Source organism: Sinorhizobium prairiense (assembly GCF_029201645.2).
Lineage (GTDB): Bacteria > Pseudomonadota > Alphaproteobacteria > Rhizobiales > Rhizobiaceae > Sinorhizobium > Sinorhizobium meliloti_A.
Window position 1 is genome coordinate 1,507,351 of record NZ_CP104133.1, and the last position, 20,897, is coordinate 1,528,247.

The following is a 20,897-nucleotide window of genomic DNA, read 5'->3' on the forward strand; positions in this document are numbered from 1 at the left end:
ACGCACTGAATATGCGACTCCTCATAGGTATTAATGATGCGCTCTCCGCGCATGGACACGCCCTATTCGATGAACCGGTCGATCTACTCGGTGAAGAGACCAATCCAGCCCGGGGATGACGGCAATTAGGGAATTACAGCTTCGATGGTTGTCATTGCCGAGCCCGATCCTCGTCGCGAGCTGAGTGGAGGCCACATCGCGGATCCGAGCTCCGGGCGGAGCCGGATGACGCGAAAAACCGACAGGTCGGGCACCGTTCTGGTGGGTGCGCTCGGTTCGTTCTGGCGGGCGCAGACGGCCGGCTGGCTCTTCGGCGCGCTGTTTGCCGTCGTGAGCCGTATTCTCGCATTCGAGGACGTGGCGTTCGCGTTTGCATTGACCGCCGTTCTCGAGCCGCTCGGCTTCGCGCTCACCACCCTTGCTTACCGGGTATTTCGCCACCGGATCGGCGGCGTCACGCTGACGGTCGTCGCGGTCGCCCTGGCGCTCTCGATTGCCGGTGGCCTGCTGCAGATGCTGATCGCCAACGGAATAAAGGACATCCTGCAGCCGAACATCGATCCGGACTACGGCGCCAACGGCTCGGTGATCCCGGCGATCTACTATACCCTGATCTTTCTGGGATGGTCTCTTGCCTATCTCTGGATCAAGGCGGATGCCGACGCGAGAAAGCAACGGATCCGGCGCCACCGGGCCCGCGAGGAGGCGCTGCGGGCCGAGCTTCACCAGTTGCGCCTGCAACTCGATTCGCACTTCCTGTTCAACGTGCTGAACACCGTCGCGATGGAGATTCCCGAGGAGCCGGACACGGCGCTCGAGATGATCCACCGGATCACGGCCTATCTGCGCTATTTGCTCGAGAACCAGACGCGTCGCATCTGTCCGCTCTCGGACGAGATCGAAGCAATGCTCGCCTACATCCGTATCCAGGAGCTGCGGTTCGAAGGCCGCCTCGATTTGATGGTCGAGGTGGACCCCGCGGCCCGGTCGATCGCCGTGCCGCATCTCATTCTGCAGCCGCTGGTGGAGAATGCCGTGAAGCACGGACTGCGCTCGTCGGCCAGCCGTTTCGCGGTCGGCATCACCGTGGAGCGTCGAGACGCCGACCTCGTCATCGAGATCAGCAATCCCGGCAGGCTGGAAGCGGGCGAACGTGACCGCCCGGCCATCGGTCTCGCCAACATTCGCCGCCGGCTGGAACTGCACTATCCGCTCGGTCACGCATTGACACTGATCCAGGCCGGCGACAACGTGATCGCGCGCCTGATGCTGAGGGGGGATGCATGCTTCGCGTGATGGTTGTCGACGACGAGCCGCCGGCCCGGCGAGGGCTGAAACGTCTGATCCAAGCGCACCCGGATGTCGAAGTCATCGGCGAAGCCGGTTCGCTGGACCAGGCGCAGCAACTGACGCATGCCCTGCGGCCAGATGCGATCTTCCTCGACATCGATCTTGGCGACGATAACGGATTCGGCCTAATCAAGCGGCTCGATCAGGTGCCGGCGATCGTCTTCGTGACCGGACACGGCACCTACGCGCCGCAGGCGTTCGACGTCGCAGCGCTGGATTTCCTGCTGAAGCCCGTGGAGCGGCAACGTCTGGCATTGACCCTGGACCGGCTGCGGCGCTATCGGCGCGCGCACGACCTTGACGGCAAGATCGAGGACACGGCAACAGCGCCGGTAGCCACGCCCGACAGGAGACGCCTGCACATCAGGATGGCGGGCCAAACAGTCGTCCTGCCGACAGACGGGATCGCCATGCTCGCCGCCGAAGCGGACTTCACGCGCATCGTGATGGCGGATGGGCGGGACTATCTGGTGTGCCGGCTGCTCGGCCAATGCGGCGCAGACCTTCCGACGCCGCCATTCTTCCGCGTCAGCCGCTCCCTGATGATAAATCTGGATCGGGTGGTACGCGTGAGAACGCACGACAAAGGGCGCTCGCTCCTGTCGCTCGGGCGGTCCCTTGCGCCCATCATGCTCGGTCGAGTCGCCACCACGCGCTTGCGGCGTGCGCTCGACGGAGTCCAGCGAGTGAAAACTGTATCTGACGGGAATGACGCTCCCGCTTGACCGATCAGACCGGCGCCGTCGGAGACTGCTGCCGGCCTTCAATAAATGACTGCATTGAGTGTTACGTATACAGGCGAGCCCGCCTCCAGCTGTGTGCTGCCGCGCGCAATCAGCCAGCCGTCCGCACGCTCCAGACGCGCCACGATCCGCCGCGTCGGAGAAGGCGTCGCGCTTGCAGGCGACGGCAAGGAAAATGCTATCGACTTCGATTTTCCGTCGCTTTTGATACGCGTTTGCGTGGCGCGACGCCGCGTCTCGTCCTGAATGGCAGGGTCGTCGAGATAAATCTCGAGATGACCTTCCGGGATGACCGCGCTACCCTCGAAGGTGACTGCACCGCGGATATCCGTCGATTGCGCGGCGACCGGCCCGGCGACGGCGGCGACGGCGGCAGCTCCGACGGTCAAGAGTACCGTGCGGCGGTCGGTAGGGCGCTTCATCACACACTCTCCCTGGAAGCCCCGCGAAACGCGGCGCTGCGGATGGGGCGCCTGAGGCGCCCCCGTCCGTGCGTCAGATGATAATGAAGTCGGAGGCCGAAAGCCTCAGATTCGTGCTCAGCTGCGCAAACTGAATGGCTGCAACGTCTCCGCCGCCATCGGCGTCATAGGACAAGGCGCCGCTGTCCGTGTCGTATATGATGCGGTCGTCTGCGTCATGGGCGACACCTCCCGCGCTTCCGTAAAATGCGCCCAGGGCGAGAGTGCCTTCGCCACCCACGCTTTCGAAAACGAGGTTGTCCAGCAGGATCGTGTCGTCGAGGACATCGAAGTCCTTGATCCAGTCGACATTGCCGTTCCCAAGCGCCGTCGAGAAGCGGAATGTATCCTCTCCCGCGCCGCCGGTGAGCATGTCTGCCGCCAGTCCGCCATCCAGCAGATCGCTGCCTGCGCCGCCGATCAGGGTGTCCGATCCCGCGACGCCCGGCTGGGCCGGAGCCGGAGGGAACTCGACCGACACATTAAGCTCGTATGACGAGCCTGCCGGCACGGCTTCTGCCCAGCCGTCGCCCGGCGCCGTGGGCGACCAGCTGCCTTCCAGTATGTAATAGGTTCCGGTCTCCTGAGCCACGAATACCAGGCTCGAATCCCGGTTGCTGGCAGAGCCCGGATCGCCGCCGCCGTCATCGTTCTGAGCGACGATGTTGCCGGCGCTGTCGAGCAGCCTGACCCAACTGTCATGGACGTTCGGATCGGCGATACCGTCGATGTCGATCGTAATCACCGTACCGGCCGCCAGATCGATCTTGTAGTATCCGCCCTGGCCGTTGCCGGTGGCGTTGACGGTCGTATGAAGGACGGTGGTCGAGTCGAAGATATCGGGGTCGCTGGTCAGGGAGAAGTTGTCGGAGATGTCGAACGCGGCCGCGATCGAATTGTTCGTCGCGTCCGGTCCGAGCGTCGCGTAGCCGGTTCCCATACCCGGGCGTGGCGGCGCGTCCCCCTGATAGGCAAAATCGCCGAGCAGGGTGTCGTCGCCGCGGCCGCCGTCGATCGTGTCGTTGCCGCCCTGGCCGGTCAACACGTTGGCCGCACCATTGCCGGTCAGCCGGTCATTGAACCCCGATCCTGCGAGATTCTCGATGGAGATATACGTGTCTCCGCCGGACCTGCCTCCAGTGAGACTGAGCCTGACGCCGCTCGCCGCATCGGCGTAGTCTGCCGTGTCGCTGCCGGCGCCGCCGTTCAATCTGTCGGCGCCGCCGCCGCCGGTCAGCGTGTCGTCGCCAGCACCGCCGGCGAGATCGTTGGCCTGCGCATTGCCGATGAGATGATCGTCAAAGGACGAGCCGACGGCATTTTCGAACCCGACCAGCATATCGTGCCGGATAACCGCGCCTCGCCCGACGATCTGCACCGGCCCATCACCGTCGCCGCCGCTGGCAGTGCCATTGGCAAGATCGATGGTGACGCCGTCAGGGCTACCCGCATAGACGACCGTGTCGATACCGGAACCACCATCCAGATAGTCCTGACCGGCGCCGCCGATGATCGTATCATTGCCGGCCTCGCCATACAGGATGTCGCCATCGTTGCCGCCATCCAGGGTGTCGTTGCCGCCGCCGCCATTGAAGTAATCTCCGCCGCCCTGGCCCCAGAAGTGATTTGCGGCGGATGTGCCGATGAAGCGGTCGATGCGGTCATCGGAACCGATCAGGTTTTCGATGCTGTAGAAAGTGTCGCCCGAGGCGGTGCCGCCGCTGGCGACGTTCGTGGCAAGATTGACGAGCAGCTGAAACGGACTTTCTTTGCTGAAATCGACGGTATCGATCCCCGCGCCGCCCCTGAATATATCGACTCCGTCCTGGCCGCTTAGCGTATCGTCGCCGGCGCCGCCGTCGAGAATGTCATTGCCCTGGCCGCCGAGGATCGTGTCGCTGCCGGCTCCGCCGTAGAGCGTATCGTTGCCGTCATCGCTCTCGGTCTGGTCTTCGAGGTCTTCGACGTCGATCGTATTGTTGATGTCGCGGCTGGCAAGCGAGTCGCGGCCCCCGATAATCAGGTCGTCACCACCCTGACCAAAGATCGTGTCGTCGCCGGCGCCTCCGTCGAGGGTATCGTTTCCGCTGCCGCCGAAAATGATGCTTGTCATCGTGTTGTCGCCGACGCTGGGCGGGGACGCGCCGCCCCCGCCAGGCTGCGTCGTCGACTCGTCGGCATAGATGATGTTTTCGACGTTGGCGATTTTCCTGATTTTCAGGTTCCTGGACAGGAGGATGACGGTGTCGTTGCCGCCGTTCACCTCCTCACGAACGATGTCGTCAAGCGAATCGACGAAGTAAGTATCGTCGCCGCCATTGCCGGCCATGCGGTCGCCACCGCCCCGGCCATCGAGCGTGTTGGCGCCGTCATTGCCGATCAGAATGTCGTCGAAGCTGCTGCCGATGCCGTTCTCGATGTAATAATCGGTCCCATCCGCATTGTGGCCGGCGAAGATCGACACGTTGTTGCTGTGACCGTTGACGCTGGAGAACTGACCGGCGCGCAAGTCGAGGATCGTACCCGCGGTCGAGCCGGAGAAGTCGATCGTGTCGGTTCCGCCCGTATCGTGGATCGCGAAGCCGATGTCATGCTGCATGCCCGAGGAGGTCAACTGATAGCCGTATTGCGTGCTCCCGAAGCCGTAGACGTTATCCCCCGTGTTGAGCTCGATGTGCTGATAAGTGCGCAATCCGTTCTCGTCGACGGTCGAGAAAAAGCGGCGGATGACCGCCTCTATGTCGGCCATGAGGGGCGTCGAGGCAGACCAGCGGCTGGTTTCCCCGACATCGATCCCGTCGAAATAGGACATCACGCTGTATTGCTGGCGATCATAAGTCCAGGTCGCATTGTTCAGATAGTTGATCTGCACGCCGCCGGGACCGCTGTAATTGTAAAGTCCGGGATGGTTCAGTCCGAATTCATGGCCGAACTCATGGATGAAGGAATCGAAGACATAGCCGCCGATGTCCGTCTTATTGGGTTCCGTGTCGTGGAAACGCTGCCCGATGCTGACATAGCGGTTGCTCGAATAGGCGCTGCCATCGTCCTCCTCGCCGAGCTCGGGGCTGACGACCTCCATCCAGTCCGTCGTGCTGTCGAACGGTGCGTCGTCGACGATCTCGAATTTTAGAGGGGTGACGGACGCCCACATCTGCAACGCGCCGATCGCGGCGGCTTTGTATTCGGGGTGATCGTTGAGCTCGTAAACGTTGATCCTCAGCGTTCCCGCAGCCAGTTCCGGCGTCAGACTGCGGGGCAACGCCCCAAGGTAGTCGAGAAAGGACTCATAGTCCTCGCTCTTGCCATAAGGGTTATCCGGCGTCTGATCGTTGATCCACCAATTGTCGCTGGTCTGGCTAGGGTTCGGCATCTTAAGCTTCCCTCTCTGACGATTGTGCGCATTTACGGCTTTGCCGTTCTGCAGCTGCCAATTTTCCACCCCGCACGCTTGGCGTGCGCCTGCCCGTCAGCCCCACCTGAAATAATGAGATTGGAAACGTCGACTTGTCACCCCCACAAAGCCGGGGGTGACGTCACCTTAGCCGGTGCGGCGGTCAGTGCGGAGCGGCGGCCGCCGCACTCTGCGATACACGCCGCCAGCCCTGTGTGCGGGCAAGAAGAAGCCGCGATACAAACGCATGAAGAAGTTTTGCCGCCACATTGGTGTAGAAGATCATCATGCCCATCGCGGCCGCCGGCGCTATGTCGCCCGCGTCATCCATGTTCAGGATGGCAACCGAGGCGAGCTTGGTGTCCGTGGCATAGAGGAACACCACTGCGGAGACCGTCGTCATGGCGTTGACGAAGAGATAGATCGCGATCTCCAGCACGGCAGGAAGGCAGACCGGCAGTGTGACCCGGAAGAAGAGCTTGTAGAAAGGTATCTTCAGAGAACCCGCCACAGCCTCGAACTCCGGATCCAACTGCTTCAGCGCGGTGAGCGCCGTCAGATGGGCGACGGTGTAGAAATGCGTGACCGTGCACAGCACCAGAATGGTCATCGTGCCGTAGATGCCGTGAAGCGGGTTTGCGGCATTGTTGAAGAAGAAGATATAGGCAAGACCCAGCACCATGCCCGGCACGGCCATCGGGAGCATTGCGAGCATATGAAAGGTCGCCCGGCCGAGCCCGAAGCCCTTGGTCTTTTCGACCATGTAGGCGCCGGTGAACACGATCAGCGAGCCGATCACAGCCGTCATGAGAGCGAGCCGGATCGAATTGTAATAGGCATCCCAGCCGCCGCCATCCATAAGGTCGAAGGCATAGTTGCGCAGCGACGGGCTGAGGTCGTATGGCCAGAATTTCACGATCGCCGCAACCTGGCACATGCCGATCATCCCGAGGACGAAGACCGCGACCAGGGAGCAGAATGCGAAACAAGCCGCATCGAAACCGCGCCGCGGCTTCGGCTCGTAGGGGACGGCGCGCGCGGAAAGCAAAGCCACCTGCCGGCGCTGCGTCATGCGATCGACGACGAAGGCCAGAAAGGCCGGAACGAGCAGGATGACCGACACGACGGCGCCCATTTCGAAATTCTGCTGACCGATCACCTGCTTGTAGATGTCGACGGCGAGCATCCCATATTGCCCGCCGATCACCTTGGGCAGGCCGAAATCGGTTATGACCAGTGTGAAGACCACGAAAGCTGCGGAGATCAGGCCGTATCGGGCACCGGGCACGGTCACCGTCCAGAAGGTCCGCCACTTGCTTGCGCGAAGCGATGTCGCCGCCTCGTAGTGACGGGCATCGGCGACCGAGAGAGCCGTCGATATGATCAGAAATGCGTGCGGCAGCGTGAAAAATACCGAGCCCACGACGATTCCGAGCGGGCCATAGATCGAATGGCCGAACAACAGATCGTTAAAGACGCCCTGATTTCCGAACAGGTACACGAGCGCGATGCCCGGCAAGAGGGACGGAACAAGGATCGGGATCGTGACGATGAGCTTGAACAGCCCCTTCCCCGGCATCCGGCTCCTGTTCAGGGCATAGGCGAGCCCGAAGGCGACGGCGAGCGTGACTGCGGTGCTGATCAGCGCCATCGTCACCGAATTCCTGATCGAACGGACGAGCGAAGGTGTTGAAAAATACTCGGCGAAATTGGAAAGTCCGATCGAGCGCGAGGGCCGCAGCATTACCCTGCGGAAATTGTTGCTGTCATATTCCTGCCACTCGGTACCGCGCACCAGCTTCGAACCGGCAAGAAAGTGCGCCTCGTCGCTCGTGCCGCGAATGCGATATCTGACCGGGCTGCGGAAGCTGAAATCCGGGAAGAGCTTCGCCGCCTGCAGCCGCCCATCGGCGCTGGCCTTGAGCTCGCTTTCCGGGAAGGCGGCGACGGCGGCATTGAGCGCCGCAGCGGTAACGGCATCGCTCCACCCCTGCCCGCTTTGGTCGCTCACTTGGAACTCGAACTGGCGGAGATCGAACGTGTAGGTGGAGAACGATTTCGACAGCATCACGAAGAGCGGTAGTGCAAGAGCGACGACCAGATAGATGCCGACGACGAGCATGACTGCGCGTTTGAGCCTGTCGTCGCCGGAAATCTGCTGGCGAACGGCTCGGCCGGGCGGAAGGAAATCGACAGCAAGCGTCATTCGCGTCAGGCCTTTGCAAAAAGGAGCAGGCGTTCCTGCGGGATTTCGACCTGGATGGCGCTGCCGATCTCGATGCTCAGGCGGCGAACCGCGTTTGTCGAGAAATCCGCGACGAGCGCCTTCTCTTTCAGGCGCGGGGCTGAGAGCCGTGTGCGCCAGAACATGCCGAGAAACTCCATATCCTCCACATGGGCGTCGATGAGATTGTCCGCATTGCCGACGGCATCGAGCCCGGTCGCCCGATGGGCGGCGGCGCCGTGCGGGATGATATCGGCTGGACGGACAGCGGCTACGACCGCCGAACCCGGCGGTAACCGATGCTCGGCACAGGCAAATCGCGTGTGACCGATTTCGACTTGCGCGCCCTTCCCGACCGTTGCGGGGAACTGGTTGGTCTCGCCGATGAAGTCGGCGACGAAGAGTGTCCTCGGGTGGCGATAGATCTCGGTCGGCGTACCGACCTGTTCGATGCCGCCATGATTCATGACGACGATCCGGTCTGCCATGGAGAGCGCCTCTTCCTGATCGTGCGTAACCATGATCGTGGTGACGCCGAGCTTGCGCTGCAGCTCCTTGATCTCGTGTCTCAGATGCACGCGCACCTTGGCGTCGAGCGCCGACAGGGGCTCGTCGAGAAGCAGCAGGCCCGGCGAGATCGCCATGGCGCGGGCAAGTGCCACGCGCTGCTGCTGTCCGCCGGATAGCTGGGCCGGATATTTCCGGCCCTGACTGCCCAAGCCGACGAGTTCCAGAAGCTCAGAGACGCGGGAGGCGATTTCATGCCGCGGGCGGCCGATATTCTCGAGCCCGAAGGCGATGTTCTTTTCGATGGTCAGATTCGGGAAGAGCGCATAGAACTGGAAGACGATGCCATAGTCCCGCTGCGCCGGCGGCAGCCTGGAAATGTCCTGCCCACCTTGCCAAATGGTGCCCCGCGATTGGATGTCGAGGCCGGCGATGGCCCTCAGAAGCGTGGTCTTTCCGCAGCCGGAAGGTCCGAGGAAACAGATGAATTCGCCCTCCTTTACCTGAAGGTCGATGTCGCGCAGCGCGACGAAATCGCCATAGGCCTTCCAGAGGCCGCCGATTTCGAGGAATGGCCGTCTTTCGATCTGATGGATAGCGGAGGCGGGCATGGCCGGCTCCGCGGGGGCTGTTGCATGTTTCATCCGCAAGCTCCTGGGCAATAGGCATTCGATGAGGCTTGACGGGAACGCCCGCGGCTAAGCGCCGAACATTCCCGTGAGATGCATGCGGATCAGGACTTGGGCTCGGATTTCGCGTCGTAGCGCTTCTGCCATTCCTTCAGAATGCGAGCGCGATTGTTTGCGGCCCACTCGAAGTCGTTCTCGATCATCTTGTCGGCGACGTTGGCGGGAAGATTTTCGATCGGCTTGGCGACGCCGGGATAAGCCACGACGGCATAGCCGACATTGTACATCTCGTTGGCTTCCTTGCTGACCGACCAGTCGACCAGCGTTTTCGCCGCCTCGAGGTTGGCCGTCCCGGCGATGATCGCCGTGGCCTCGGCTTCCCAGCCCGATCCTTCGGAAGGAAAGATGATGTCGATGGGCGCGCCCGACGTCTTCGCCTTGGCACCCGGGAATTCGAAGGATACGCCGATGACGGTTTCGCCTGATGCCGCCATCTTGCAAGGCTTGGAGCCCGAATGGGTATAGGCGGCGATGTTCTCGTGCAGGGCGTCCATGAAAGACCAGGCTCCCTCTTCGCCGAACGTCTGAAGCCAGGCGGAGACGTCGAGGAAGCCTGTGCCGGAGGAATTGGGATTGGGCATCACGATATGGCCCTTGTATTCGGGCTTCGTGAGATCCTTCCAACTGGTTGGCGGTGTCAGGCCGAGCTTCCCTGCCTCCACCGTATTGTAACAAAGAGCCGCCACATAGGCGTCCATACCCACCCAGCTCGGCGGCTTGTCGCTATCCACGAAACGGGTGTCGAGCGCCTCTACGTTCTTCGGAGAATAGGGTTCGAGCATGCCCTCGGACTTCAGCAGCAGCAGCGATGTCGCAGCCACGCCCCAGACCACGTCGGCCTGCGGATTGTCTTTCTCCGCCAGAAGCTTGGCCGTCATCACACCGGTTGAGTCGCGGACCCAGTTGATCTTGATGTCCGGATGAGCCTTTTCGAATGTCTCCTTGTAACGGTCGAGGTCGACCGCTTCGATGGACGTGTAGACGGTGAGCTCCGTCTCGGCATAGGCGGAAGATGTGAGGATGAGGGCAGTCGCTGCGCCCAGGAATATCTTTGAAAACGGCATGCTAATTCCCCTTTTTGTTGGCATTCGAATTGGCAAGCTCTTGTGGCGGTATCGGCGACTTGCGCGCCTGGAAATCCGCCCTGCCTGGGAAATCTGCGGGGGATAGATCGATAAGTAGAATCTATTTATTTTATATAAGTATTGTCTCAGCTTATATAGCTTCGCGTGTGCTCTCGAAATGGAAGGAGCGGCCATCGGGCCGCTCCTTCCTCTGCTACGGGGGCAGATTTCCTTACGGCCAGGGCAGCGAGAAGGTCTTGACGTTGGTGAAGCTTTTCATCGCCTCGATCACGCCTTCCTTGTAGCCGTTTCCGGAGTCCTTGATGCCGCCGAAGGGCGACATTTCAATCCGATAGCCGGGCACTTCCCAGATGTTGACCGTTCCAACCTTCAGACCGGCTATGTATTTCTGCATCCGGCGGTAATCATTGGTGCAGACGCCGGAGGAGAGGCCGAACGCCGTGGAGTTCGAAAGGGCGATCGTTGCCTCGTCGTCGTCGGGAACCCGCACGATCGGTATGATCGGACCGAAGGTCTCCTCCAGCACGAGGTCCGACTGGTGCGGCACCCGATCGACGACGATCGGCGGCAGGAGCGCGCCGCTTCTCCCGGGATGGTAGAGAATGTCGGCTCCCCCCTCCGCCGCACGCATCACCCTCTCTTCGAAAAGTGCCGCCGCCTTTTCGTGAATGACGGTCCCGAGATCGGTAGAGCGATCCATCGGATCCCCGAAACGCAAGCGCTTCGCCCGTTCGAGAACCATCGGCACGAAACGGTCCGCGACGCTCTCCTGGCAGAGAATGCGTTTGACCGCCGTGCAGCGCTGGCCGGAATTCTTCGTGGCCCCGGCGACCGCAAGCTCGGCCGCCCTGGCGAGGTCGTCGTCGGACAGGTCGTTGAGGATGATCAACGGGTCGTTGCCGCCGAGTTCGAGTACCTGGCGCTTGTAGTGCGCGTTGGCGGCGATCAATTTCCCGACAGGAACGCTGCCCGTGAAGGTGACGAGATCGACATGCGGATTGGTGATCATTTCCATGCCGATATCGCCAGGCCAGCCGGTGACGACCGAAAGCATTTCCGGCGGCAGGCCGGCCTCGTAAAGAATGTCGGCGAGCAGCAGCGCCGTCATCGGCGTGAGCTCGGTCGGCTTCACCACCACGCAGTTATTGGTGGCAATCGCCGGTGCGACCTTGTGCGCCACCATGTTCAACGGGTGATTGAACGGGGTGATCGCCGAAATTGCGATCAGGGGTTCGCGCATCGTAAAAATCTTGCGCGCCTTCCCGTGGGGCGTGAGGTCGCAGGAGAAGATCTCGCCGTCGTCGCGGATGCACATCTGGCCGGCAAGCGTAAAGACGTCGAAGGCGCGCCCGACTTCATAGAGCGAGTCGGCCTTCGAGATGCCGAGTTCCAGCGTGATGACGTCGGAAATCTCCTCCTTGCGGGCGGCCAGCGCCTCGGCGGTCGCCAGCAGGATTTTCTGCCGCTCGTAGCGCGTGAGCTTCGGCTGATAGGCGGCCGCGATCGCAAAGGCTTCTCTTGCGTGTTCGGCGCGGCCGGCGGGTACGGTGCCGACGACAGTGTCGTTCCAGGGATAGCGGACTTCTATGCGATCGTCCGTGTCGATAAGGCGCCCGGCTATGCGCATCGGTTCGTGGCGCACTGCGATTGTGACCTCCGCCTTCGTCATAGCGCGCCCTCCGCACCGGCCTCAGCCGCCGCCGTGACCGCGTAGAAAAACGCATCGAAGTTGCGAAGACGGGGCGCGTTCGGGAGTTCGGGCAGCCCGCGGTTGACGATGAAGGGAACCTCCTGCTCTGTCAGCCCTCCATGGGAGCGCAACGGTTCGTCGAGTGCGGCCAGGTCGTGCCGGTGCTCGCTGGTGCCGAGCGTCTTGTTTTCGGATGAAACGAGGACGATGTCGCCGATGCGGTCTTCCGGCAGCTCGAAGCGCCGGCACGCCTCCGAGCGGTCGAGCACGACGTCGATGCCTTGGATCGCTTTCAGCCTTGCCATGATCTCGCCGCGGTCGCATCCGTCCGGAAGATAGGCGGTGGCAAAGGACCCGAGCGCGCCGTGATGCACGACATAGGGGTCGGTGATCGGCAGGATGACGCGGGCCGCATCCTTGCCGAGCCATTCGTCGAGCAGCTCCTGAACATAGATGACGTCGGGTGAGCCGTCCGCCTTGTGCTTCGGCTTCATGCCGTGATCGGCGGTGACGACGATGGCTGCTCCGAGCCCGTCCAGTTCGGCGAGATACCGGTCGAACATTTCGTAGAAGGAATTGGCTTCGGGAACGCCGGGGGCATATTTATGCTGAACATAGTCGGTCGTCGTCAGATACATGATGTCGGGGCGAAACTCCCTGAGCAGCTTGACGCCCGCAGCGAAGACGAATTCCGAAAGTGCTGCCGAATAGACCTCGGGAACGGGCCGGCCCAGCCAGGCGGAAGCATTGTCGATTCCGTGCTCCGCGCGGGTCGCCTTGTCCGATTTTTCGGACGAGAAGCAGACGGCGCGCTCTTCGTCGAAACGGAGCCCTTTTCCGAGCAGCGCCCGCAACTTGTCCTTCGCCGTGACGACCGCGACCCGGGCACCTGCATCATAGAAAGCCTGGAAAATGGTGGGCGCGCGCAGGAACTTCGGATCGTTCATCATCACCTCTTCGCCCGTCGACGGCTCATAGAGGTAGTTCCCGCAGATCCCGTGGACCGCCGGCGGGCTGCCGGTTGCGATCGAGAGATTGTTGGGATTGGTAAAACTCGGGATGACGCTGTGCGCCAGCCGCACGGCTCCCCGTTCCTTGATGCGCTTCAGCGCGGGCATCAGCCCGGCGTCGATCGCTGCATCGAGATAGGCGGGCTCGCATCCGTCGAGGCAGATCGCAATTGCGGGCACGCGGGGCCATGGATAGCGGCGGCCATTCACCGTCACCGAAATCTTGGACATCTGGTTCATCTGTTGTGCTCCTGGAGGGGGATCGGTCAGGCGGCGAGGCGGGCGCGCTCGGCGAGCGCAAGCGCCGGTGGGGTGGCGGTGTCGACGCCCATTTCCGCAAGGCTCTCGGCGGCGGCGGCAACCACCTTTTCCATCACCTGCGCGTCCATCTGGCCGATGCAGCCGATCCGGAAGCTGTCGACGACGGTGAGCTTGCCGGGATAGATGATGAAGCCCCTCGCCTTCATCAATTCGTAGAAGCGCTCGAAATTGAAGTTCGGATGGGCGGGGCTGAAGAAGGTCACGATTATCGGCGAGAGCCACTCGTCACCTAGCAGTGTCTCGAAGCCGAGCTGGCGCATGCCGGCGACCATGACGTCGCGGTTGTTCGCGTAGCGCGCGCCGCGTCCGGCAACGCCGCCTTCCTTGCGATGCAGCCGCAGCGCCTCGAGAAAGGCGGCGACGACATGGGTCGGCGGAGTAAAGCGCCATTGGCCCGTCTTGTTCATGTAGGCCCATTGCGCATGGACGTCGAGACTCAAGGAATGGCTGCGATCCTTGGCAGCCTCCAGTTCCGACTTGCGCGCGATGACGAACCCGAAACCCGGAACGCCTTCGATGCATTTGTTGGCGGAGGAAACGATCGCCTCGTAGCGGAAGTCATCGACACCGGCGGGCACAGCGCCGAAGGCGCTCATGCTGTCGACCAGCAGCTTGCGGCCGCGACTGTAGACTGCCTCGGAAATTTCCTTGAGAGGATTGAGAATGCCCGAGCTCGTCTCGCAATGGACGACCACGACATGGGTGATTGCCGGATCTGCGTCGAGAGCGGCTGCAACCTCGCTGCCGCGCGGAGGCATATAGTCGCCCTTGTCGATCGAGACATGCGTGCGACCGAGATATTTGAGCGTCTGGCCGATGCGCTGACCGTAGGCCCCGTTCATCAACACCAGAACCTTGCCGTCGCGGGGAATGAAGCTGCCGAGCATGGCTTCCACCGAGACGGAGCCGCTCCCCTGCATGGGGACGCAGTCGTATTCGCCGCTTTCGTCTCCCGCAATCGCAAGCAGTTCGCGACGCAACTCGGCCGTCATGCCCCGGAAGTCGCCGTCCCAGGACCCCCAGTCGCGCAGCATCGCCTCCTTTACGGAAAAGGCGGTGGTCAACGGCCCAGGCGTCAGCAGGTACGGCTCGCCCAATCTCGGCGCTTCGAGAACTTCATTCGTCTTTGAATCTGCGGGCATCTGGTTTCTCTCCTTTGAGAACTGCCGGGACATGGCGAGGATGGCGATCCCATATGTATCTGTAAAATCGATATTTCATATTCATTCATAGATTTGGCTTATCAACCTTTGACAAGCGCAAGACGGCTCTCGAGCAGATCCCCCCGCTGTTTCAGGATTGGATAGGCGAGCGTGGCGAGAAGGGAGTTCACCTCCTTGAGCGCCCGTGCGACTTCGAGGTGCATGTTGCTGGACTCGACGCTTTCCGGGCGCCCTGCCCGCAATCTCGCCAGATGCCGTTCGTGACTTTCCCGTACGAGCGCGCGTACCCGCTCCTTCTCCCGAACGAGCTTTCGCGCCATCGCCGGGTCATCCGACACCAGCAGATTGAAAGCGAGACGCATGTTGTCGCGCACGCTGGCGTGAAGCACCTTGAGCTCGGTCCAGCCCTCGTCGGAGAACTTGTTGCCGTTCTCCAGCTTGTCGCGGGCGATTTCGACCAGGGTCTTGGACACGATGTCGCCGGCATGTTCGAGATTGATGGCGATGTCGATGAGTTCTACACCCCGCCGCGACTGACGCTCGTCGAGCACGCCGCGATGGATGGCTGCGAGATAGAGCTTGATGTCGCGGTGGGCGCGATTGACATATCCGTCGAGCCGGCGGATCTCCTCGATCTTCGCCGGGCTCGGATGCTCCAGGAGCTCCATCACCGGACAGAGCATCCGCTCGACCACCTCGCCCATGAACAGCACCTCGCGCGTCGCGGCGGCGAGGGCCGTGTCGGGGCTGTCGAGCAGAGTCCGGTCCAGCGCGCTGATTCTCCGGGCAAGCGTGTCGCCGTCTTCGGAGCTCTTGAGATCCGATTTGATGAGAGAAGTAACGGCGCCGGCGGCAAGCTGCGAAAGCGGCAGGCAAAAGATCGCGAGGCAGGCGTTGAAGGCCAGATGAAAATGGACGAGCTGCTCCGCCGGGGTTGCGCCAAGATGTCGAAGTTCTGCCGACAAGGGGACGATCGCCGGCAAGGCGATCAAGGCGCCGGAGGCCCGGAAAAGGAGATTGCCGGCCGCGACGCGCCGCGCCTCGGCTGAAAACCCGCGCGTGAGCCACATGGCGATCAACCCGCTGCCGAGATTGGCGCCGAGAATCAGCGGCAGGCCTGCCTCGACGGGCAGAAGCCCCTGCGCGGCGAAACCCAGGATGAGGATCAGGACCGCGACGCTCGAATGCACGATCCAGGTGAAGAGCATCGCCGCCACGAAGGCCGTCACATGGTCCTCCGCGAGATAGCCGACGATGGCGGGCAACACGTCGCTCTGTTTCAACGGCAAGGTCGCCTCGCCGATCAGCTTCAGCGACATGAGGACGAAGCCGATGCCCAGCAGCATGCGGCCGAGCTCGCGGGGCTTGTCGCTTCTGCCCTTCAGGTAAAGCAGTCCGCCGGCCGCAAGCAGGAGCGGCGACAGCCAGCCCAGGTCGAAGGAAAGAACGCGAACCACCAGCGCCGAGCCGAAATCCGCTCCCAACAGAACGGCAAGGCTGGTGTTGAGGGTAAGATAGCCGCTTGCCGAAAGACCGGAGGCGAGCATCGCCACGGCGGTCGAGCTCTGCAGCAGGACCGCAAGGACCGTGCCGCTCGCGGCGGCGTAAATGCGAGGCTTCCCTCCCCTCGCCAGCACACGCTTCAACGACGTGCCATAGGCGTTCTCGACGCCGCTGCGGACGAGATGCACCGCGTAGAGCAGCAGCACGGTCGCGCCGGCCAGATGCAGCGAGAGAGTAACGAGAGCCATCTTCAATCTCTCCGGAATATCGATCCGAGGACCGTCACTTTTCCCTTTACATAAATCAAATCGTTCGTTTCTATCGTTTTATCAGGTCAGCTTATGATTGGGAGAGGCCATGCGGTACGTCCAGCTTCGCGCGTTCCACAATGTTGCAGTTTGTGGAGGCTTCTCCCGTGCAGCAGAGGCGCTGTTCCTCACGCAGCCGGCCGTGTCGGATCAGGTCCGCAAGCTGGAAGAGGAATATGACGTGCTCCTCTTCAACCGGAACAAGAAGCAGGTGACGCTGACCCAGGCCGGTCACCAGCTGTTGGAGATCACCCGACGCATGTTCGACACCGAGCAGCAGGCGCTCGATCTGCTATCGGAATCGCGCGCATTGCGGGCCGGCACGCTTCGCATCGTCGCCGACGCCGCCCACCATCTGCTTCACATCCTTGCGGCCTTTCGTCAGAAATATCCGTCGGTTCAGATCTCGCTGAGGGCCGGCAACACGGAAACGGTCATCACCAGCCTCTATTCCTACGAAGCCGACATCGGCGTGCTCGGCGAGGTTCCCGAGAGCCGGGAGTTCGACATCGTCAAGCTGAACTCGACGCCGATCATCGCTTTCGCATCGAGCGAACATCCGATCGCCCGGCGAAGCACCGTCAGCTTCGAGGAACTCTCGGGCCAGCCGCTGGTGATGCGGGAACGCGGTTCGAAAACGCGGCAGAAGCTCGAGGATTTCGCGGCCGCCGCAGGCGTCACCCTGAAGCCGGCCATCGAAGCGGAGGGCCGGGAGGCCGTGCGGGAGATCGTCGCGGCCGGTGCCGGGGTGGGCTTCGTCTCAGCCGCGGAATTCGGCCGGGACGGACGTCTCGCGCCGATCGAGATCGTCGGCGCCGAAATGCTGATGGACGAGGCGTTGATCTGCCTGAAGGAGCGCAGCGGCGGAAAGCTCGTGCGCGCCTTCTTCGAAAATGCCCGCTCGCTGGCGGAGAGGTGAATGGAGCTGCCCGCTTCAGGCGGCGGCTCGCTGCTCCCCGGCATCCGCCCGCACGCGTTCTGACTTCGGATCGTAGGGGCACTTCAGGTGAGCGGTCGCCGGGTGGCGCTCACCGGCAAGGTCGATCTGGAACCTCCCGTTTGCGATGAACTCGCGGTCGACCCCTTCTCCATGTTCTATGAGGCCGAGCGCAACGGAACGCCCGAGCGTGTGGCCATAGGCGGCTGAGCGGACTTCGCCGACAGGTTTGCCGTCACGCAGGATGAGCTCCCCGCCCCAAAGCATCGGCTCGGGATCATCCAAGGTGAACTGCACGATGCGTCTGACGGGGGCGCCGACCTGCTTTGCCCGGATCAAAGCCTCGCGGCCGATGAATCCGCCCGGCTTGTCGAACGACACGGCGAAGGCGAGCCCCGCTTCGTGAGGATTGATGTCAGGCGTCAGTTCGCGGCTCCAGGCGCGAAAGCCTTTCTCGATACGGAGCGCCTCGAGAGCGTAATAGCCGCAATCGACGAGCCCGAGATCGCGCCCCGCCTGGTGCAATGCCTCGTAAACGCCCACGGCAAATTCACTGGGCACGATCAGTTCCCAGCCGAGTTCGCCGACATAGGTCATTCGGTTGGCGTAGGCCGTCGCATAGCCGATGTCGATCTCGCGGATGGTCGCAAAGGGAAAGCCTGCATTCGAGAGGTCAGCGGACGTGATCCGCCCGAGTATGTCGCGTGCATTCGGTCCCATCAGGGCCAGCACCGCGTAAGCCGATGTCACGTCGGTGAGGGTGACGTGGGCGTCCGGTGAGGTGTTCCTGCGGATCCAGTCGGCGTCGTGCACCGCCTGCGCGGATCCGGTGACGATGAGGAACCGGTCGACGGCGAGCCGCATCACCGTCAGGTCGCTTTCATAGCCGCCCCGTTCGTTGAGCATGCCCGTATAGACCGACCGGCCGACCTCGACATCGACGTCCGCGGCGCAGATGCGGTTGAGCGCCTTCGCTGCGTCGGGCCCCTGCACGAGAAATTTGGCAAATGAAGTTTGATCAAATATCCCGGCAGCTTGTCGCGCCGCGTTCATCTCTCGCTTTACCGCCTCATGCCAGTTCTGCCGACCGAAGGCATAGTCCGTTTCCGGTATTTGGCCTGCTTCGGCAAACCAGTTCGCGCGCTCCCAGCCCATCTTCGAGCCGAAGCATGCACCCTTGGAGGCAAGCCGGTCGTAGAGCGGCGAGCGCCGGAAGGGTCGCGCTGTGTGCAGCTCGCGGTTCGGCCATGGCATGGCATAGTGCAGTCCGAGCGTTTCCTTCACCCGGTCGTGCAGCCAGCGCGGATTGTTGTTGAAGCTCGCGAAGCGGCGAATGTCGACCGGCCAGAGATCCATTGTCGGCGCACCGTTGGCGATCCACTCGGCAAGAGACCGCCCGGCGCCGCCGGCGCTGGCGATGCCCATGGAATTGAACCCGGCGCCTACATAGAAATTCCGCAGTTCCGGTGCCTCGCCGAGAATGAAATTATTGTCCGGCGTGAAGCTCTCCGGCCCATTGTAGAATTTCCTGACCTCGGCCGTTTCGAGCTGCGGCACGCGCACCAGCGCGTTCTGCATCAGGATCTCGAACTGGTCCCAGTCATCTGCAAGCAAGGCGAATTCAAAATCGTCCGGAATGCCGTTCATGCCCCAGGGCTTGGCTTCCGGTTCGAAGCCGCCCATGACGAGACCGCCGACTTCCTCCTTAAAATAGATGTAGCCGTCCGGGTCGCGCAGCACCGGCAGGTCGGGATGCACCCCCTCGATCTTTCCGGTGACGATATACATGTGCTCGGCCGAGTGCAGAGGGACCGTCACGCCGCACATCAGCCCGACCTTGCGCGCCCACTGGCCGGCGCAATTGACGACGATTTCAGCGGCGATATTCCCCCCATCGGTCTCGACGCCACGGACCGTCCCGTCCTTAACCGTGATGCCCGTCACGCGCACGCGCTCGATAATGCGGGCGCCGCGGTTGCGCGCCCCCTTCGCCAGCGACTGGGTGAGGTCCGTCGGATTGGCCTTGCCGTCTCCGGGAAGCCAGACGGCTCCTACGAGATCGTCCATCGCCATCACCGGCCAGAGATCGGCGGCTTCCCGCGGTGAGATCACCTCGACGGCAACCCCTTGCGCCCGCGCCGATGCTGCGGTCCGCTTCAGCACGGTCATGCGATCGGTCGTGCGCGCCACGGCGAGCGAGCCGCAATTCTTCCAGCCCGTCGCAAGGCCCGTCTCCGCCTCCAGCTCGCTGTAGAGCTGCGTCGAATATCGGATGAGGCCGGTCATGTTGGCATGGCTGCGCAACTGCCCGACAAGGCCGGCCGCGTGCCAGGTGGTTCCTCCGCTGAGCTGCCCCTGCTCCAGCAGGACCACGTCGGTCCAGCCAAGCTTTGTGAGATGATAGGCGACCGAGCAGCCTATGATGCCGCCGCCGATGATGACGACCCGCGCCTGTGTTGGAAATTCCTGCGCCATGAACCGACCTCCCAATGGACTGGAGTCAGCATAGCCAGGGACTCACAAAACGCAACATAAGATGCAACAAAATGCAACATCATGCGGGGGCGACGATGACGCGGGGGCCTTTTCGCTCGAGTGCTTCCGAGATCGTCGGGGGCGGCGGCCTATCCACGATCACACCGGTCGCCTGATGAAACCCGGGTATTCGAAGGGGAGTCAGCCGCCCGAACTTCGAACTGTCGAGGACGAAGTAGGCCTTGCCCGCCATGGCGATCATGCGCGAACGCTGCTCGGCGCCGTTGCGGGTGAAGTCGGTAACCTCGCCGTCAGGAGAAAGCCCTCCCCCGCCGAGAAAGGCGATGTCCACTCGGAAGCGTCCTATTGCTTCCAGCGCGTCGAGGCCCACTGCCGCCTCCTCGGCAGGATCGATCTCGCCACCCAGCATATGCACCCGGACTTGCGGCTGGCGGCACATGTGCAGCGCGATGGCGAGGCCGGTGGTGCAGATGGTCAGATCACGCGGACCGCTCAATGCGTGCGCGACGGCCAGCGTCGTCGTGCCGGAGTCGAGAAAGACGACCATGCCGTCCTTCACCAGTTCGGCCGCCCTCCGGCCAATCGCTGCCTTCGCGGCGGCGTTTTCCCCGCTTCGCAGGACCAGCGCCGGCTCGGTCGCTTCGAACAGCGTGGCGCCCCCATGCACGACATCGAGTTGGCCGCGATCGGCGAGCAACTTCATGTCCCGGCGGATCGTTTCGCGCGAGACGTCGAAATAGGCGGCAAGCTCGGCAATGCTCACCGAACCTTCGGAAACGACGCGCCTCAATATTTCTTCGTGGCGGCGCGGCGCGAGCGCTCGGGTGTTCGGCAACTTGGACATGTGAACAATGTTGCAATATTTGCGGCCCCCCGCAAGAGACGTCACGAACGCGAAGCGTCGGGTGCAACTACAATGCAGGTGTCGGCTGAGGGAGAAGTGACACCGTAAGCCAATTGCGATGTCCCACTTGAACCCTCGAACATGGTTGGCGATGACCAAAATGGGGCCGACT

Annotated in this window: 14 protein-coding genes; 3 read left to right on the forward strand and 11 right to left on the reverse strand. The window is 62.4% G+C overall.

Translation table 11 applies throughout. The annotated features are described in order from the left end of the window. Positions 1-144: 144 nt before the first annotated feature. Complete coding sequence (locus tag N0Q91_RS30340; protein ID WP_102763301.1) at positions 145-1,296, forward strand: sensor histidine kinase; 1,152 nt, start codon at positions 145-147, stop codon at positions 1,294-1,296. Then, on the forward strand, positions 1,284-2,075 hold the full coding sequence (locus N0Q91_RS30345) for a LytR/AlgR family response regulator transcription factor (protein ID WP_275599109.1): 792 nt from the start codon (positions 1,284-1,286) through the stop codon (positions 2,073-2,075). Before N0Q91_RS30340 ends, N0Q91_RS30345 begins: the two co-directional genes overlap by 13 nt. 38 nt (positions 2,076-2,113) lie before the next feature. Here N0Q91_RS30345 and N0Q91_RS30350 read toward each other — a convergent pair whose 3' ends face one another. The 9 genes from N0Q91_RS30350 to N0Q91_RS30390 all read right to left on the reverse strand — a co-directional run bounded on the left by N0Q91_RS30350 (position 2,114) and on the right by N0Q91_RS30390 (position 16,388). Beyond that, entirely contained in the window at positions 2,114-2,515 is a 402-nt protein-coding gene (locus tag N0Q91_RS30350) for a hypothetical protein (protein ID WP_275599110.1), read from the reverse strand. A 73-nt stretch (positions 2,516-2,588) separates the two neighbouring features. After that, a complete protein-coding gene (locus N0Q91_RS30355; protein ID WP_275599111.1) occupies positions 2,589-5,927 on the reverse strand; it encodes a M10 family metallopeptidase C-terminal domain-containing protein in 3,339 nt (1,112 codons plus the stop codon). A 184-nt stretch (positions 5,928-6,111) separates the two neighbouring features. Next, complete coding sequence (locus tag N0Q91_RS30360) at positions 6,112-8,154, reverse strand: putative 2-aminoethylphosphonate ABC transporter permease subunit (protein WP_275599112.1); 2,043 nt, start codon at positions 8,152-8,154, stop codon at positions 6,112-6,114. Positions 8,155-8,159: 5 nt separating this feature from the next. Continuing rightward, positions 8,160-9,323 carry a putative 2-aminoethylphosphonate ABC transporter ATP-binding protein gene (locus N0Q91_RS30365; RefSeq protein WP_275599113.1) on the reverse strand — a complete coding sequence of 388 codons (1,164 nt, stop codon included), beginning with the start codon at positions 9,321-9,323 and terminating at the stop codon, positions 8,160-8,162. Between the two features lie 89 nt (positions 9,324-9,412). Next, positions 9,413-10,432 carry a putative 2-aminoethylphosphonate ABC transporter substrate-binding protein gene (locus tag N0Q91_RS30370; protein ID WP_275599114.1) on the reverse strand — a complete coding sequence of 340 codons (1,020 nt, stop codon included), beginning with the start codon at positions 10,430-10,432 and terminating at the stop codon, positions 9,413-9,415. Positions 10,433-10,664: 232 nt separating this feature from the next. Further along, complete coding sequence (gene phnY / locus N0Q91_RS30375; protein WP_275599115.1) at positions 10,665-12,122, reverse strand: phosphonoacetaldehyde dehydrogenase; 1,458 nt, start codon at positions 12,120-12,122, stop codon at positions 10,665-10,667. Further along, positions 12,119-13,393, reverse strand: coding sequence for a phosphonoacetate hydrolase (gene phnA / locus N0Q91_RS30380; RefSeq protein ID WP_275599116.1), 1,275 nt, complete (start codon positions 13,391-13,393; stop codon positions 12,119-12,121). The genes phnY and phnA overlap by 4 nt, the downstream gene beginning before the upstream one ends. A gap of 26 nt (positions 13,394-13,419) precedes the next feature. Next, positions 13,420-14,616: a 2-aminoethylphosphonate--pyruvate transaminase gene (locus N0Q91_RS30385; RefSeq protein ID WP_275599117.1), complete on the reverse strand. Its 1,197-nt coding sequence runs from the start codon at positions 14,614-14,616 to the stop codon at positions 13,420-13,422. 101 nt (positions 14,617-14,717) lie between these two features. Beyond that, positions 14,718-16,388, reverse strand: coding sequence for a Na/Pi cotransporter family protein (locus tag N0Q91_RS30390; protein ID WP_275599118.1), 1,671 nt, complete (start codon positions 16,386-16,388; stop codon positions 14,718-14,720). Between the two features lie 109 nt (positions 16,389-16,497). Between N0Q91_RS30390 and N0Q91_RS30395 the strand changes: the two genes are divergently transcribed. After that, on the forward strand, positions 16,498-17,367 hold the full coding sequence (locus N0Q91_RS30395; RefSeq protein ID WP_275599119.1) for a LysR family transcriptional regulator: 870 nt from the start codon (positions 16,498-16,500) through the stop codon (positions 17,365-17,367). A gap of 15 nt (positions 17,368-17,382) precedes the next feature. Here the strand turns inward: N0Q91_RS30395 and N0Q91_RS30400 are convergent, their stop codons facing one another. Further along, positions 17,383-19,860, reverse strand: a complete 2,478-nt coding sequence (locus N0Q91_RS30400; RefSeq protein ID WP_275599120.1) for a GcvT family protein — start codon at positions 19,858-19,860, stop codon at positions 17,383-17,385. A gap of 79 nt (positions 19,861-19,939) precedes the next feature. Beyond that, a complete protein-coding gene (locus N0Q91_RS30405) occupies positions 19,940-20,725 on the reverse strand; it encodes a DeoR/GlpR family DNA-binding transcription regulator (protein ID WP_102762618.1) in 786 nt (261 codons plus the stop codon). Between the last annotated feature and the right edge of the window lie 172 nt (positions 20,726-20,897).